This window comes from Burkholderia sp. BCC1638, from assembly GCF_902833195.1.
Classification (GTDB): Bacteria; Pseudomonadota; Gammaproteobacteria; order Burkholderiales; family Burkholderiaceae; genus Burkholderia; species Burkholderia diffusa.
Genome location: NZ_CADFEC010000006.1, coordinates 23,948 through 39,957, shown reverse-complemented (window position 1 = coordinate 39,957; position 16,010 = coordinate 23,948). Strand labels below are relative to the sequence as shown.

The 16,010-nt window shown below is 64.8% G+C and carries 13 protein-coding genes and 3 pseudogenes; 5 read left to right on the top strand and 11 right to left on the bottom strand.

Going from position 1 to position 16,010, the window contains the following annotated elements:
• Window positions 1–84: 84 nt before the first annotated feature.
• From HWX22_RS31955 to HWX22_RS08815, 3 genes and pseudogenes are all read right to left on the bottom strand, one after another.
• Window positions 85–253: pseudogene (locus HWX22_RS31955) on the bottom strand (NUDIX domain-containing protein); the annotation flags it as partial.
• Between the two features lie 703 nt (window positions 254–956).
• On the bottom strand, window positions 957–1,223 hold the full coding sequence (locus tag HWX22_RS08820; protein WP_175915426.1) for a hypothetical protein: 267 nt from the start codon (window positions 1,221–1,223) through the stop codon (window positions 957–959).
• Complete coding sequence (locus tag HWX22_RS08815) at window positions 1,195–1,470, bottom strand: hypothetical protein (protein WP_175915425.1); 276 nt, start codon at window positions 1,468–1,470, stop codon at window positions 1,195–1,197. Before HWX22_RS08815 ends, HWX22_RS08820 begins: the two co-directional genes overlap by 29 nt.
• A gap of 846 nt (window positions 1,471–2,316) precedes the next feature.
• On the opposite strand from HWX22_RS08815, the gene HWX22_RS08810 reads away from it, so the two are divergent.
• The gene (locus tag HWX22_RS08810) at window positions 2,317–2,544 is read left to right on the top strand and encodes a hypothetical protein (RefSeq protein WP_072465520.1); all 228 of its coding nucleotides are present in this window, start codon (window positions 2,317–2,319) and stop codon (window positions 2,542–2,544) included.
• 488 nt (window positions 2,545–3,032) lie between these two features.
• Here HWX22_RS08810 and HWX22_RS32235 read toward each other — a convergent pair whose 3' ends face one another.
• Together HWX22_RS32235 and HWX22_RS08800 are read right to left on the bottom strand one after the other, a co-directional pair.
• Entirely contained in the window at window positions 3,033–3,347 is a 315-nt protein-coding gene (locus tag HWX22_RS32235) for an ESPR-type extended signal peptide-containing protein (protein WP_175915424.1), read from the bottom strand.
• A gap of 26 nt (window positions 3,348–3,373) precedes the next feature.
• The gene (locus HWX22_RS08800) at window positions 3,374–3,562 is read right to left on the bottom strand and encodes a hypothetical protein (protein WP_175915423.1); all 189 of its coding nucleotides are present in this window, start codon (window positions 3,560–3,562) and stop codon (window positions 3,374–3,376) included.
• A gap of 503 nt (window positions 3,563–4,065) precedes the next feature.
• Here HWX22_RS08800 and HWX22_RS08795 point away from each other — a divergent pair.
• Window positions 4,066–5,060 (top strand): annotated as a pseudogene (locus HWX22_RS08795) (IS3 family transposase); the annotation flags it as partial.
• 30 nt (window positions 5,061–5,090) lie between these two features.
• On the opposite strand, the pseudogene HWX22_RS31940 reads toward HWX22_RS08795, so the two are convergent.
• The 4 genes and pseudogenes from HWX22_RS31940 to HWX22_RS08780 form a co-directional block, all read right to left on the bottom strand.
• Window positions 5,091–5,192: pseudogene (locus tag HWX22_RS31940) on the bottom strand (TRIC cation channel family protein); the annotation flags it as partial.
• Entirely contained in the window at window positions 5,189–6,457 is a 1,269-nt protein-coding gene (locus HWX22_RS08790; RefSeq protein ID WP_175915557.1) for a M20 family metallopeptidase, read from the bottom strand. The pseudogene HWX22_RS31940 and the gene HWX22_RS08790, both read right to left, overlap by 4 nt.
• 394 nt (window positions 6,458–6,851) lie before the next feature.
• Entirely contained in the window at window positions 6,852–8,438 is a 1,587-nt protein-coding gene (locus HWX22_RS08785) for a trypsin-like peptidase domain-containing protein (protein WP_175915422.1), read from the bottom strand.
• Between the two features lie 236 nt (window positions 8,439–8,674).
• Window positions 8,675–9,550 carry a LysR family transcriptional regulator gene (locus HWX22_RS08780; RefSeq protein ID WP_059698445.1) on the bottom strand — a complete coding sequence of 292 codons (876 nt, stop codon included), beginning with the start codon at window positions 9,548–9,550 and terminating at the stop codon, window positions 8,675–8,677.
• 132 nt (window positions 9,551–9,682) lie between these two features.
• Between HWX22_RS08780 and HWX22_RS08775 the strand changes: the two genes are divergently transcribed.
• On the top strand, window positions 9,683–10,936 hold the full coding sequence (locus HWX22_RS08775) for an MFS transporter (protein ID WP_175912145.1): 1,254 nt from the start codon (window positions 9,683–9,685) through the stop codon (window positions 10,934–10,936).
• Window positions 10,937–10,965: 29 nt separating this feature from the next.
• On the opposite strand, the gene HWX22_RS08770 is transcribed toward HWX22_RS08775, so the two are convergent.
• Window positions 10,966–12,438 carry a PLP-dependent aminotransferase family protein gene (locus HWX22_RS08770; RefSeq protein ID WP_175915421.1) on the bottom strand — a complete coding sequence of 491 codons (1,473 nt, stop codon included), beginning with the start codon at window positions 12,436–12,438 and terminating at the stop codon, window positions 10,966–10,968.
• A 161-nt stretch (window positions 12,439–12,599) separates the two neighbouring features.
• Here HWX22_RS08770 and HWX22_RS08765 point away from each other — a divergent pair, with 161 nt between their 5' ends.
• Entirely contained in the window at window positions 12,600–13,799 is a 1,200-nt protein-coding gene (locus HWX22_RS08765; protein ID WP_175915420.1) for a GNAT family N-acetyltransferase, read from the top strand.
• A 23-nt stretch (window positions 13,800–13,822) separates the two neighbouring features.
• On the opposite strand, the gene HWX22_RS08760 is transcribed toward HWX22_RS08765, so the two are convergent.
• On the bottom strand, window positions 13,823–14,302 hold the full coding sequence (locus HWX22_RS08760; protein WP_175915556.1) for a DUF3331 domain-containing protein: 480 nt from the start codon (window positions 14,300–14,302) through the stop codon (window positions 13,823–13,825).
• A gap of 480 nt (window positions 14,303–14,782) precedes the next feature.
• Here HWX22_RS08760 and HWX22_RS08755 point away from each other — a divergent pair, with 480 nt between their 5' ends.
• Window positions 14,783–15,847 (top strand): 2,3-butanediol dehydrogenase, encoded by a 1,065-nt coding sequence (locus HWX22_RS08755; RefSeq protein ID WP_175915555.1) that lies wholly within the window; start codon window positions 14,783–14,785, stop codon window positions 15,845–15,847.
• The last annotated feature ends 163 nt before the right edge of the window (window positions 15,848–16,010 follow it).

Below are 16,010 nucleotides of genomic sequence, written 5' to 3'. Positions count from 1 at the left end.
ATGTGGGCGCGAGTTCGGCGCGCTACTCCCCCGCTATTGGTTATTCAATCCTGCGTGCGCGCCTGTCTAAGGTATCGGCTCACGGGTTCCCTCCCACAATTCCCGATGCGCCGCTTCAAGCGGCGATTCACCTGCGTTTATTGTGCATCCGGGCAATGCCCATCGTGACGCTGCGCGCGAGGCCAACAGAACACATGGGCCAGATTGTCGCCCGCTTCTTCACGGGTGCATTGCGATTTTCTGGACGAGTCATGGAAGCCAAGCGACATGCGGTTTTCGAAGTACGGCGGACGGGTGCAGGAAAGAAGTCCGCGTGCCGAGACTTCATAACCAAGGCGCATAAAAGTGCATAAAGGAATTGGCGCGCCGACCCCCTCGCGGCCTACGCCAGGCGGCCCCTCAGCGTGGGGCGCATGAATGCACAAAACCCGTTCGTTTTTGCGGGCAGGTGGGGCGGGGTCACAACTGCGCGCGCCGGGTCTGAATCATCATCCCAATGGCAAGGTCCGGCCCCTGGGATGATGCCTCCGATGCGTCAAGCGGCCCGCCACGGCCCTGCGGCCTTAGCTAGGTGTGTACCGACGCGGCGGCCGCACAGAGGCGCCCTAATCCGCCGAGGCTATTCAACGGCCTCGAGATCGAGCCGCTGAAGGCGCGGCTGCGCGAGCTGAACGACTGGATCGGGATCGATGTTGTGCGGTTCAGGGACTTCCAGATGCCGAAGGGCTGACGCCGGACCGCAACCGGCAAAGCAAAGCCGCCGGGCACTTTGGTGCCGGCGGCTTTATTGCGTCCGTCTCCAGTGCGTACCCCGGCCGACATTGTCGACGATCGGAATGGTGACGTCGCACGACCAAATCTGGTCGGCTGTTGCCTGAAGTTGCCTACCGCGACCGACTCACAAGGACGCTGGGCCGACGCGCATGCATCGATCACTTGCAGTTCAGATGGGCGACCTAGCGCTCATACCAATCTTGCGGATAAGGAAGGATATCGTCGTCGAATTGGAATGCGTACTTTCCATAGCCGACGAATTCGCAATAAATACCCATCGCCTCCGCATGTGACGATGCCCAAAACGTCCATATCCACTCACTGCCCGGCTCATTGAGGGCACGGGCGGCATCTCCGGCTGGTCCGTGGGCGATGCATGCGGGTAGAGCGTTGCCGAATCCGTCCGGGCAGAGCCAGACCTCATGCAGGTAACCCAGTGTGTTCTTCATCCAGTACGATCCCCAATATAACCGGTTCCGACAGATGCTCCATCGTCGGATTGTCGACGATTCTGGCACCGAGTACCAGTGACCGTTCCTGGCCGCGTGCCGCCTGACGCGGTTTTGCAAACGCGGAGAGCAGTAGCGCTTGCTGCGATCGGTTGAATCCGCCACCCGGAGCGGTCGTTCGACTCAGCCCGAAGCCGACATTCAATGGCCATGAAGATACTTGGAGGCGGCGGTCGATCTTCTTCATGTCCCGATGTGCCCCCGCCTTACCAGGGTGATTTCCTCTCACTCTTCAAGTCGCCGCAATCTCTACGGTAATTTCCGGTTCTGACGGAGATGCAACATCAACGACGTGATCTAGGCAATACGCAGCCCAATGCTTGTAAGGGCCTGGGTGGTCATCGCAGGCCCATGACGCCTTGCGCATGTAGTTGAGATACTCCGAGCGAATGTATTCCCTGAAGAGTTTCCCTGACCCGTCGGAGGTCTCGGGTTCCCCCGACGCGTAGCTCTCGTTGACAACAGAGTACGCAATGTAGCTAGACCAGCGGATATCAAATATGCGACATCCAGGCAGATGCTCGATCGCGCGTGCCCCCTTAAGTATGTCGGTCAATTCAGGGGGTGAATCAAAGCCGAGCTTTGCCGAGTCGACGGCACCACCTTCGGTTGCCTCCAAGAGGACAAGTCGTAATGTCCCGTCGTCCAACTGGCCGATACCTCTGAGATAGAGATATCGGCAGTCCAAAAAAATATCTGTCAGTTTTGACATAGTGTTCGCAGGTCCCGGCGAGAATCGGGTCGATTGTTAACGATCTATGCCGTGGTGTCGACTGGCTGTTCATGGCCGGTAGCAGACTCACGTGGAGGCCCGCTTCCGATCCACTCCCGACATTGCACTAGGCACAACCTGGTCGGCAGCTGTTGTGGTGCAGCGGTCATTCTGCGCGTCGAACCAGTCGACAAGTCGCCGGTCGTGACGTTATTCGCTCTTGACCGAAATCAGCCTCCACTATCCCGTCTGCGCGACAATGGTCAGTCATCTGTATGACGCAGAGAAAACCGGCATTTTCGTTAAGTGATAGGAGATTTCATGGAGCGCTACAAAAATCTTGGCGGCGACTCGAACGTAGTTGCCTACGAAATTGAACAGGGGGCGATTACTGTCCAATTCGGGGATGGCTCGGTTTATCTCTATACAACGCAAAGCGCTGGCGCAGCAAATATTGCCGAGATGCAGCGCCTGGCAAACGTCGGCCAAGGCCTAAATAGCTTCATTAGTCGCGTTGTTAAGAAGGGCTACGCCCGAAAAATCCGCTAGATTTTCGCTCGAATATGTTAGGAGGCGGGAAAGAGCAGGACATCCGTGTTTGTGTTAAGCGTAAGCAGACATTCGCGATTGACTGCTATCAAGGCACGTGAATGGACGACGACGCGATTGACATAATCGGCGCACGAAGGTCCGGCCTCAATTCAGCAACTCGACGGAAGTCCACGGGCGCGTGGTCGGCGTACCGGCGCCAAATGCCATATGAAATCGACATCCGTGCTATCGGTGCTCAGCGCCCGATCGGCAAATCCATCCAACTCATACCAGCGTAAGCAAACATGTCTTCACGGTTAGGTCCGGTTAACGCAGCGGCCCTCCGGCCGCTGCCCGTGATGGTACCGTCCGTCTCTTCTTCAATGGCATATCCGTGACTTTGTCACCTTATGAAATGCCTCACCCACAAAATGACCGATAGGTCCATATGAAGGGTTTGGAAGATCGGAACGGCGTGGGACGGGCTGAGCAACCCGCCCCGTGCGTTACCACTGGTACGATGCGCCCATGCCAACCGTGTTGCCACCGCTGGCGAGGCCCACGCCAGCCTTCACCTTCAGGTTTTGCGTGATGCGAGCTTCACCGCCCAAGGCCATTGCCTGACCTGTCGCCACTGCCCGGTCCACAACTGCAGAGTTTGCATGGGCGACCTCACCGGTTGCAGACAATGCAATCATTCCGGCTATCAAGCTGACAACCAACTTGAGTTGATTCGGCTTTCCTCTCGACGCCGAATTTTCCGAAATAGCCACCCACGCACGAAGCGCTTCATTCCAAATACTTTTGAACGATTTATTCACAATATAAGAACCAAGTAACTTACTTTTTATTTAAGGGCCAGCACCGCCGTGCTACTTGAATGATCATCCGGCAGGCGATCACGAAATTCGCTGGAACCAGGGCGCTTGCACGATCCGGCGTCGCCGTCCGGCGATACGCCAGCGAACATTTCCGCATGACCTATTTCGCCTTCGGCGAAGATCACCGAGGCGGCAGACTGTCCCATTTTCTGCAAGCAGCTCGACTGGTCCCAGATAAAGACGGACTACCCGAGAACCGTGATTGACGAACGACAGGCTGAGCAGCACACCCGGTCCGAAATTCACGAACTCTCTGTTGTTGCGTTGAAGCAGGATCGACGCGCCGCTGCCAGCGGATCGGCATGACGATCGGAGGTCGTTTGACGTCTTCGCGAACATCAGTGAAAACGGTCAGGTCGACGCAGTCACCGAGAAAACACATGCGCACGCGGCAGACAGCGCGCCTGCCGCGGTCGGGCGCCGAAAACCGGTGCACGCCGATATCACGCTGGCTACTTCATCGATCTGAATCTGCTCCGACGTGACTGCTCCTTGGGTCAGCTACTAATTCTGACCTATCGGCATCCACTGATAAATCTGACAAGTCAGATAATTTGCTCAGTCGCATTGATTTGCATCACGGATGATGGCTTGCGCGCTTGACAAAGTGCCGATAATCAAAAGAGTTTTTGTAGTGGCTAGATGGAGATGTCCGCTTTCGCCGAGTTCCAGTCGTCGATCGGTCAGGGATCTGGAAGGCCGAGGTCAGCGGGTTGCGCAGGACGTTGGCCAGCGCGAAGCTGGATATCGAAATCCTCCGAAAGGCAACGGCGTACTTCGCGAAGGGTTGCGGTGAAGTACGCAAGGATCGAGCACACCACGACCAGTACAGCGTGAACCGCCTGTGCCGGGTGTTGGCTGTCTCGCGCAGCGGGTATTGCCAGTGGCGGATTCCCGCGCCCAGCGTCAGGGTGCAGGCCACCGAGGCGTTGGACGTCGAAGTGGCGGCGATCTATTGGGCCAGTCGCGACAGCTATGGCCGCCCCCGCGTCGTGCGGCAATTGCGCGCCCAAGGCCGTCCGGTGAGCGCTGAGCGCGTTCGTCGCAGTTTGCAGCGCCAGGGCTTGCCCCCGGTCTACAGGCGACCGTATCGCGTCACGACGGACTCGACACATAGATTGCCCGTGGCGCCGAATCTGCTGGATCGGCGCTTCGACGGCTGGCAACCGAATCAGGCGTGGGTGAGTGACATCACGTTCGTCGCCCGCAATGAAGACTCGGTGTTTCTTACAGCGATCCTCGATCTGGTAAGCCGACGTATCGTCCGCTGGTCGATGTCGGGACGAATCGCGGATCCGGTCTGCGCAAGCACTGCGCAGTGCATACTGGCAACGCAAACCCGGGCCCGGATTACTGCCGCATTCGGATAGGGACTGTCAATATGCCAGTTGGGGGTGTCGCAATCTCGCCGCCGAGTTCGGCATGACGGTCTCGATGAGCCGGCGTGCCAACGCGTGGGACAACGCACCGATGGAGAGCTTCTTTAAAGCGCTGAAGGTCGAGTGCATTTACCAAACGCGCTACGAGACCCGCGCGCAGGCGCGCGTAGACATCGTCGACTGGATCGAAGGCTATTACAATCGGCAGCGCATGCACACGTCGATCGGCTACTGCACTCCCGTGGAATACGAAATCCTACGCGCTGCTGCATGACATGCTGTACGTGAAAACGAGGCAATGTCAGAACAGGTCCAGCCGCTGTTGGCGAGCGGCAACAGCGCCGCTCATGGCGAATACGAAAATCCCGACCAGATCGAGGGCGAAGTAGGCCGCGTGCGAATTCACGCCGATGTATCTCGCTTGTCGAGCCACGCCCCGGCCGCGCATAGCATCGCTTCCAGCCCCGTACGCAGCGTCGGGGCGAGTACCGGCGCGAACTTCGGCGAATGGTTGCTGGGAATCTCATTTAGTTTTTTCTCTGCCAACGCCTTTCTAAACGTGTCCGGATCGGTTCCGCCGATGAACCAGAACACATATGGCACGCCCCATTCGCGTCCGAATACGCTGAAGTCCTCGCTCGCCGCTGCCGGGGGCGTTTCGTACGCGCGCTCTCCAAAGTGCGCTTCGAAAGCCGCCCACACACGCTCGCTTGTCTGCGCGTCGTTGATGGTCAGCGGATAGCTCGAGAGCGTCGTGAATTCCGGCTCGCGTGGTGCATTGGAAGCCATGCATTCCGCGCAACAGATGCGACGGATCGCACCCAGCATGTATTCGCGCACGTCCTCGTCGAACGTGCGCATGTTGAGCTTGAGCGTCGCGTCGTCGGGAATGATGTTCTCTTTCGTTCCCGCCTGCAGCGCACCAATCGTCAGCACCGCACTATCGCGCGGGGAGATTTCGCGCGATACGATCGTCTGCAGACGGAGCGTCGTAGAAGCCGCCATGATGACCGGATCGATCGAAGTTTGTGGCTGCGATCCGTGCGAACCGCGTCCAAACAGCCTCACCTTCAAACTGTCGCCCGCCGAAAGAATCGTGCCGCTCCGATAGCCGACCGTGCCCGCCGCGCCAACCATGACGTGCTGGCCAAGGATCACGTCCGGCTTCGGGAAGCGTTCGGCCATGCCGTCGTCAATCATGCTGCGGGCGCCGCGCGCCACTTCCTCGCCCGGCTGAAAGACCGCCATCAGCGTTCCGCGCCAGGCGTCCCGGTGCGCAGCCATCAGGTGCGCCACACCCATCAGCCAGGTCACGTGCATGTCGTGGCCGCACGAGTGCGCGACGCCCACTTCGAGGCCATCCTCGTCCTTCGCCCTCGCCGTGCTGGCATACGGCAATCCGGTCGCTTCTGCCATCGGGAGCGCATCCATGTCGGCGCGCAACATTACAGTCGGACCGTCGCCGTTGCGTAACACCGCCACGACGCCTGTCACACCGACACCCCGCGTAGCGTCATAGCCGACATTTTCGAGATAATCGGCTGCAATACGTGCGGTGCGCACTTCCTGCATCGACAGTTCGGGATGCTCGTGCAGGTCCTTGTAGATCGCTTCGAGCTCAGGCAGGAGGCTTTCGATGGCGTCCTTGGTCGCTTCCACCAATGCAGGCATGATCGCCCCTTTCAAATGGTTCGTTGCGGTGGCCGATGTCGCATCGCACGCGTCGACCGTCGTGGAAGCGTGGCAGCGCTTGCGCCCGATCTGGCGACACGACGACAGGAGCGCGGTACGCAATCCACCGACTAGTCCGATGCATGCGACAGGGGGAAACACGGAACATCCGGGCGAGCCCGCTCTACTCTGGCACTTCGTATTAAGTTTCCGTCAGTCGCCTACTGCCCGAAGCGGGGCAAAACTAGAAGAGAACCATAGTCTCGATAGCGGCAATCCGGAAGTTCCTGTCGATTCATAAGACAAAGCGGTCGCCCGCAGGTCCGGCTCGGCGAGACGGTGTATGACTCCTTCTGGCCGAACGCCGGCGTTCCCCCCACCCCCATCAACACCCCTACCGCGCCCGCACCGACACGAACTTCCGCGCATTCTCCCGCTGGATCAGCACCGCGATTACACCGCCTTTCGCTTCGAGCGACTGCACGTCGTCCGGCGTTTCGAGCAGCGTATCGTTGAGTTCGAGCACGACGTCCCCGGGCCGGATTCCCGCGTTCGCGGCCGGCCCGTGCACCGCATCCACCATCATCCCGACCGCGAGCCCGGTCGAACGCCGTTCGGCGTCGCTCAGCGGATGCATCGTCAGCCCGAGCCGATCGCCGCTGTCAGCCGGCCGCGCGGCCGCCATCGCCACGCCCGCGGCACCGCCCGCGCCGACCGTGCCCGCGCTGCCCGCATTGCCCCCGCTTCCCGTCACTCCCGCGCTGTCGATCGCATCGCCGGTCCCCACGCCGGTGACCGTCAGCATCATCGGCACGCGGTTGCGGATCACCCGTAGCGGCGCCTTCGCGCCTGACGGCAATTCGGCGGCCAGGTCGTTCAGTTCGGCCGACCGGCCAATCGGCTTGCCGCCAAACTTCACGATCACGTCGCCGGGCGTCACGCCGGCCGCGGCAGCGGGCGAGCCGGGATCGACGCCGTTGACGAGCGCGCCCGCCGGACGCGGCAGGCCGAACGCCGCAGCCAGCCCGACGCCGACGTCCTGCACGTCGACGCCCAACGCGTTGCCGGACGACGCGCGCTGCGTCTGCGCACTGGCCCGCATCTGCGCCTGCACTTGCGCACGCACCTTCACGGCGAGCGCGATCGGAATCGCAAACGTCGTGCTCGCGTAGCGATCGGCGCCCGTATAGACCTGCACCGCGATGCCGATCACGTCGCCCGCGCGGTTGAACACGGGGCCGCCCGAGTTGTCGGGATTCACCGCGATGTCGGTCTGGAAGAACGGAAAGGCGCTGCCGTCGGGCAGCGCATGCGACGTCGCGCTGACGATGCCGGCCGTGACCGTGTTGCCCGAGCCGTCCGGCGCGCCCATCGTCATCACCGGTTCGCCGGCGCGCACCCGCGACGAATCGCCGATGCGCACGACCGGCAGCTTCGTCGCGTCGACGTGCAGCACGGCGACGTCGCTTTGCGGATCGACGACCAGCACCGTCGCCTTCAGGTCGCGATGATCGGCGAGTCGCACCGTGACGTCGGTCGCATCGTCGACGACATGCGCGGACGTGAGGATCAGCCCGTCGGCGCTGACGATGAAACCCGAGCCACTGCCCGACAGCGTGCGCGGCGCGGTATCGGGCGCCGGCGCCGGTGGAACCTGTGCGGACATCGGCGGCCCGCCGCGGCGGAAGAACGCGGCGAGCGGATCGTCGGAATCGAGAATCGCGAAGGACGGCCCACCGGCCTGCTGGTCGGGCGCGGCGGTCATGATGGTCACGACCGCCGGGCCGTATCGGTCGACGATCGTCGGGAAGTCGACCGGCATCGCGTGAGGCGATGCGGCGAGCCGGTTCTTCATGACAGGCGGTGTGGCGGGCGGTGCGACGGTTCCGGCAACGGCTGGCGACGGCGACAGCAACGAGGCGAATACGCCCCCGATCAACGCGGTGCGAAGCACGGCGCGAGCAAGCGTCTGGCGAACCACGGTGCACCTCCCCCGGCAGTCGCGGCTCCGCCCCGCGCGGGCGCCCGACAAGCACCGGTACACCCCTCCATTTATAGTCCACGCAGCATGCGGAACATACGAATCGAAACCCGCATGCCGGGTCGTCGCGCGGCGTCGGAGCCGCGTCATCGTTCGTTCCGGGCAAAGTTCACGGTTCGTCAATCGGAACATTCACCCGCCATCGCGGCGATGCGCGCGACGAAGGGCGTCCCGCGCTACCAGGCCAGCAGCAGAAAGTTGCGCACCACCGCCGACGGATCGTCGCGTCGCGACGCAATCGCGAGCCGCGCGCGCAGCCCGTTGCCCGCGACCTGCCGATACACGACGCCCGCGACTTGCACCTGCGTGATCGCCTTCGGCACGATCGACACGCCGAGCCCGGCCGCGACGAGCGTCACCGCCGACGCGATTTGCGGCGCGGGCTGCGCCATGCGCGGCTGGAAGCCGGCGGCATTGCACGCCGCGACGATGTCGTCGAACAGTGCACTGCCCGCTTCGCGCGGCACCTGCACGAACGCCTCGTCGGCCAGTTCCGCCAGGTCGATCCGACGCCGCTGCGCGAGCCGATGCGCGACCGGCATCGCGACGAACATCGGCTCCTCGTCCCAATCCGCGGCCAGCAACGTGTCCGCGATGCGACGCTCCGGCCGCACGATCGCGACATCGAGCCGCCCGGCGTCCAGCGCCTCGAGCAACACGCCGGAGGTCGCCTCCTGCAACGTCAGGTCCGTATCCGGAAACGCTTCGCGAAAGCGGCGAATCAGGTCGGCCACTTTCGAATTGAAGGCCGCCGTCCCGGTGAAACCGACCCGCAGCTGCCCGATTTCCCCACGCGCGGCCCGCTTTGCCGCCCGCGCCGCGCGCTCCGCATCGTCGAGCACACGCCGTGCCTCCTCCGCGAACACCTCTCCCGCGACAGTCAGCTCGGCACCGCGCGCGGTCCGCCGGAACAGCTCCACGCCGAGTTCGTTTTCGAGCGCCTTGATCTGCTGGCTCAGCGGCGGCTGCCCCATGCCGAGCGCTTCCGCGGCCTTCGTGAAGTTCGACGTGGCCGCCACGGCCAGGAAGTATCGGAGATGTCGAAGTTCCATGTGATCTCGGGTAGATGGAAATGGCGACCAAGCCATTCTCAAAACATATCGCTACGGTTTCTTTCATATATTGGACATATATATGATCGTGCGCAAGAATTCGGGCATTCCCCAGCCCATCGGGTACATAGCATGTCGAATCCCGCGATTTCGTCCACCGCGACTCGCGCCCCGAGCGCCGCACCTGATGCGCTGCCCGCCGGCGTGTCGCCACGCTCGGCGGCCTACAAGCGCATTGCGCTGGCACTCTTCCTGGCCGGCTTTTCCACCTTCTCGCTGTTGTACTGCGTGCAGCCGTTGCTGCCCGCGTTCGCGCGCGAGTTCAACCTGGGCGCGGCGTCGAGCTCGCTATCCCTGTCGCTGTCGACGGGGATGCTGGCGGTCTCCATCCTGTGCGCCGGCGCGCTGTCCGAACGCTTCGGCCGACGCGGGCTGATGTTCGCGTCGATGACGCTCGCGGCGCTGTTCAACGTGCTCTCGGCGATCGCGCCGAACTGGAACCTGCTGCTGATCTGGCGCGCGCTCGAAGGTTTCGCGCTCGGCGGCGTCCCGGCAGTGGCGATGGCCTATCTCGCCGAGGAAATCGCCGCCGACGGGCTGGGCCTGTCGATGGGGCTCTATGTCGGCGGCACCGCGTTCGGCGGCATGATCGGGCGAATCGGGATGAGCGCGCTCGAGGAGTATTTCTCCTGGCGCACCGCGATGCTGACGATCGGCGTCGTCGACCTGGTGGCGGCGATCGCGTTCGTGATGCTGCTGCCGAAGTCGCGACGCTTCGTGAAGCGAACCGACCTGACGCTGCGTCACCACCTGCGGCTGTGGAACGCGCAGTTGCATCACGCGCGCCTGCCGTTCGTGTTCGCGATCGGTTTCCTCGTGATGGGCGCGTTCGTGACCGTGTACAACTACGCCGGGTTCCGGCTGACGGCCGCGCCGTTCAACCTGAGCGCGACCGCATGCGGGCTGATCTTCGGCGCCTATCTGTTCGGGATGGTGTCGTCGTCGAGCGCCGGTGCACTCGCCGATCGCCTCGGGCGCGCGCCCGTCCTCGTCAGCGGCATTCTCGTGTTCGCGGCCGGCCTCGCGCTCACGTTATCGCATTCGCTCGTCGCGATCATCGTCGGGATCGTGCTGATCACGATCGGCTTCTTCGTCGCGCACGCGGTCGCGAGCGGCTGGGTCGGGCATCTCGCCGGTTCCGCAAAGGGGCACGCTGCGTCGCTCTACCTGCTGGCCTATTACCTCGGGTCGAGCGTGCTGGGCTCGGTCGGCGGCACGTTCTGGCAGCACGGTGCGTGGGGCGCGGTCGCCGCGTATGTCGCGGTGCTGCTCGTGCTCGGCCTGGCGGCTGCCCGCCGGATCATGCGCGAGGAACGCGTGCGGTAAGTTCCGATTCGGAGCGACGCGACCGCGGTTCACTCTCCCGCGACCCGATGCGCGATCGTCGACAACGTCCGCAGCATCGGCGCGAACGCATCGGCCGACGTATTGCCGAACCCGAGCACGAGCCCGTTGGCCGCCGACGTCGCGTGGATCGAAAACCCCGACAGCGGAAACGGCCCGATCCCGTGCGCGCGCGCCGCCTCGACGATCGCGCGGTCGCGATAGCGTGCCGGCAACCGCAGCGCCAGATGCAGCCCGCACGGCCCGCCCTCGACCTGATGCGGCACGGCGAACGCGTCGTCCAGCGCGGCGAGCAGCAAGCGCCGCCGGTCGCGATACAGCCGGCGCATCCGCCCGAGATGCCGTCCGTACTCGCCCGTCTCGATGAAATCGGCGAGCGCGAGCTGCACGTGTCGCGTCCCGCCGCGCAGCATCTCCGGCAACGCCGGCCGCACCGCGGCCAGCAGCGCGTCGGGCAGCACGAGAAAGCCGATCCGCAACGCCGGAAACATGGTCTTGCTGAACGAGCCGAGATAGACGACCGGCGAATCGGCCGCGAGCCCGTGCAACGCGCCGATCGGCTCGCCCGTGTGACGAAACTCGCTGTCGTAGTCGTCTTCGATGATCCACGCGCGATGCCGGCGTGCGGCGTCGATCAGCGCGAGTCGGCGCGAGATCGACAGCACCGCGCCGGTCGGGAATTGGTTCGACGGCGTGGTGTAGACGAGCCGCGGCGGCCGCTCGCGCCAGTCCGCGTCTTCCGCGCGCAGCCCCTCCGCATCCACCGGCATCGGCACGACGTCGAGATCGGCCGCCTGCATCGCGGTGCGCGCGCCGCGATAGCCGGGCTCCTCGACCCAGACCGTGTCGCCCGGGTTCGTCAGCAGTTGCGCGCACAACGCGATCGCCCCCTGCGCGCCCTCGGTGATCACGATCTGCTCGGGATCGCAGCGCACGCCGCGCGTCACGGCCAGATGGCGCGCGATCGACTCGCGCAGCGCGCGCTCGCCGAGCGGGTCGCCGTACGCGAGCAGGTCGCGGCCGGCGCGGCGCAACGCGCGGTCGATCGCGTGCCGCCACGCATCGACCGGAAAATGCGACAGCGCGGGCATGCCCGGCCGGAAGCCCTCCGATTCGCCCGTGCCGATCAGGCTCGGACGGATCCGGCCAAGCCGCTGCGCAACGGCCGGCGGCGCGGCCCGCCGACGCGGTGCGGCCGGCCGCGACAGGCCGACCACGCGCGTGCCACGGCGATCGGATTGCAGGAAGCCTTCCGCGACGAGCTGTTCGTAGACGGCCGCGGTCGTGTTGCGCGACACGCCGAGCGTCTCGGCCAGCGCGCGCGTGCCGGGCAACCGCGTGCCGGCCGGCATCGCGCCGCCGAGAATCGCGTCGCGCACACGGCGCAGCAACTGCTTCTGCAAGGAAGGCGCGCCGGCCGTGCGCGCGAGCGGCGCGTCGAGTGGCAGCAGCGGCGCGGCGCCGGAAGGAATGGCAGTCGTCATCGGAATATTGCGGCGTGGAAGTCTCGGTGCATGGCGCCATCGTCGCGCGTTCGTGGCACCATAAATTTGCCATTGTCTGGCGCTTCTCATGGTACCTCGCCGGGACTACGATCGTCTGCATGCCGGCATGTCGCCGGCCGCCAACCGAAGCGAGATCGACCTTGTCCACGCTCACCAACGACTTCCAGCAACCCATCGGCCACCCCGTTCCCGACTGGTCCGCGCGCCCGCGCCCGGAGCGCATCGTGCTCGAGGGCCGTTACTGCCGCCTCGAACCGCTCGACGCCGACCGCCATGCCGCCGACCTGTACGCCGCGTATGCGCAGGCGCCCGACGGCGGCGACTGGACCTATCTCGCGCACGGGCCGTACACCGACGAGTCGAGCTACCGCGACTACGCGCGCGGCGCGGCGGCAAGCGCCGATCCGCTGCACTACACGGTGATCGACCGCGCGACGAACCGAGCGGTCGGCACGCTCGCGCTGATGCGCATCGACCCGGCCAACGGCGTGATCGAGGTCGGCTCCGTCACGTTCTCGCCGCTGCTCAAGCGCACGCCGATTTCGACGGAAGCGCAGTACCTGCTGATGAAATACGCGTTCGACACGCTGGGCTACCGGCGCTACGAATGGAAGTGCGACGATCTCAACGAGCCATCGCGCAAGGCGGCCGCGCGGCTCGGCTTCCGTTACGAAGGCACGTTCCGGCAGGCGATCATCTACAGGGGCCGCAATCGCGACACGGCGTGGTTCTCGATCGTCGACGGCGAATGGCCGGACGTGCGCGCCGCGTTCGAAGCCTGGCTCGCGCCGGAGAACTTCGACGCCAACGGTGCGCAGCGCGAGTCGCTCGTTGCGATCCGCCACGCGCGGGCTCGTGCGCGCGACGCAGCCGGCCGCGCGAACGACGCGACGCGCGTCACGGTCCGCCCGCTCGTCGCCGCCGACGAAGCCGCATGGCGCCCGCTGTGGCAGGGTTACCAGAGGTTCTACGAGACCGCGCTGAGCGACGCCGTGTTCGCGACGACGTGGGCGCGCCTGATGGATCCCGCCGAACCGATGTTCGTGCTCGGCGCCTTCGACGCGTCAGGCACGTTGGTCGGCATCGTGCACGCGATCTATCACCGCTCATGCTGGACCGAAGGGCCGTACTGCTATCTGCAGGACCTGTTCACGGCGGCCGACGCCCGCGGACAAGGCGCGGGCGGTGCGCTGATCGAAGCCGTGTACGAACGGGCCCGCGAAGCCGGCGCAAGCCGCGTGTACTGGCTCACGCACGAAACCAATACGACGGCGCGCGCGCTGTACGACAAGCTCGCGACCAACGCGGGGTTCATTCAGTACCGGAAGGATCTCAAGTAACGCGCGGGTGCGACCGGTCGCGCTCAGCCCAGGGCGTCGACCGGATCCGTCGCCGCGCCGCAGGCTGGTGCTACGTGACACGCGGCGCCGGCCGCAGGCGGCACCGACGCGGGGTGGATCATCTCGTCGCCGTTGACGGGCACCGGCCGCCGCACCGGCCGGTACACCGGTTCGCCCGGCTCGATCGCCTGCCCCGAGATCGCGCAGCGGCCCGGCTGCAACGCGACGCGCAAGCGCCAGCGTTGCTCGCCGTAATGGCAGCGCCCGCTTTCGCTCCAGCGCACCAGCAAGCCGTCGTCGCCAGCCTCCAGAATCGACACGAACAGTTGCGGCCGCAACGGTGAAACGCCAGGCGCGACAGGCTCCGGAAACAGTGCGCGATCGACGCGCTCCGACCGGGCCATCCCGACCTCTGGCAACAACGGCATCGCGTCCCGCTCGTCGGCTACCAGCATGTGGTACGACACGTACTCGCAGATCAGGCTTTCGATGAGGTTTGGCATGCTGGACGACATTCCGTGAAGATTGAAACGAGCCGCGCCGCGCACGCACGCGATCGGACATTGCCGCAGATGATACAAATTGAAGTTAACTTCAAGTAAAGGGGCGGCGCGCGCAACGGTGCGTTTCGCCGATCGGCACAATGGGTTGCCCGACGATGGCGGCAGCGTCTCGCGTTTCGTCTCAATCGGCTGAGACGAATGTCCCGGCGTCTCACCCGTCCCAAACTGTCGCAAGCGCAGCAAGTTTCACGCGCGATTCGCGCTGCACGCCCTGATGTCGACGCAAGACCGGATGCTGCACCGCACACCGCCCCTCCCGCTCCGTCGCCACGCGACCGCCGAGTCGGGCTGGCCCCGTTCCTGCATGTCGGTCGCTCGCGCAATCGCGCGACGGACGCGCCGGCCCCCTTGCCGCGCGTCCGACGACAACCTGACGGAGACAGCAACGTGAGTACACCGGCACCGAACACCGCTCCCAGCATGCAGGCCGCCGTCTGGCACGGCCGCAACGATATCCGCGTCGAGGAGGTTCCCGTTCCGGCGCATCCGCCGGCCGGCTGGGTTCAGATCCGCGTGCACTGGTGCGGGATCTGCGGCTCCGACCTGCACGAGTATGTCGCCGGGCCCGTGTTCATCCCCGTCGACGCGCCGCACCCGCTGACGGGCCTGAAGGGCCAGTGCATCCTCGGCCACGAATTCAGCGGCGAAATCGCGGCGCTCGGCGCTGGCGTGACGGGCTTCGCGGTCGGCGAGCGCGTGACGGCCGACGCGTGCCAGCATTGCGGCACCTGCTGGTATTGCCGGCACGGGCTGTACAACATCTGCGAGAACCTCGCGTTCACCGGGCTGATGAACAACGGCGCGTTCGCCGAATTCGTCAACGTGCCGGCCGAACTGCTGTACAAGCTGCCCGACGACTTCCCGACCGAAGCCGGCGCGCTGATCGAGCCGCTCGCCGTCGGGCTGCATGCGGTGAAGAAGGCCGGCAACATCGTCGGCCAGACCGTCGTCGTGGTCGGCGCCGGCACGATCGGCCTGTGCACGATCATGTGCGCGAAGGCCGCGGGCGCCGGACGCGTGATCGCGCTGGAAATGTCGGCCGCGCGCAAGCAGAAGGCGCTGGAAGTCGGCGCGACGGTCGTGATCGACCCGAAGGCGTCCGACGCGATCGCGGAAGTCAAGGCGCTGACGGGCGGCTACGGTGCCGACGTGTCGTTCGAGTGCATCGGCCACACGGCCACCGCGCAGCTCGCGATCGACGTGATCCGCAAGGCCGGCAAGTCGGTGATGGTCGGCATCTTCGAGGAGCCGACGTCGTTCAACTTCTTCGACATCGTGTCGACCGAGAAGGAAGTGATCGGCTCGCTCGCGTACAACGGCGAATTCGCGGACGTGATCCGCTTCATCGCGGACGGCCGCATCGACGTGCAGCCGCTGATCACCGGACGCATCAATCTCGGCGACATCGTCACGCACGGCTTCGAGGAACTGGTCAACCACAAGGACCGGAACGTGAAGATCATCGTCCAGCCCGCGACCGCCTGACGAACCGGGGACCGGCCGGCGACCGCCGCGTGCCGGACGGACGCGGCGTCGAACGGGGCCGGGGCAGCCCTGCCACGGCCGAAACGGCCGGCCAACCGGCACATGTTCCCGCCCGTTTTCGGTGCGCGCACAACGGCACCGGGCACGGGCGCGCGGGGTCGGA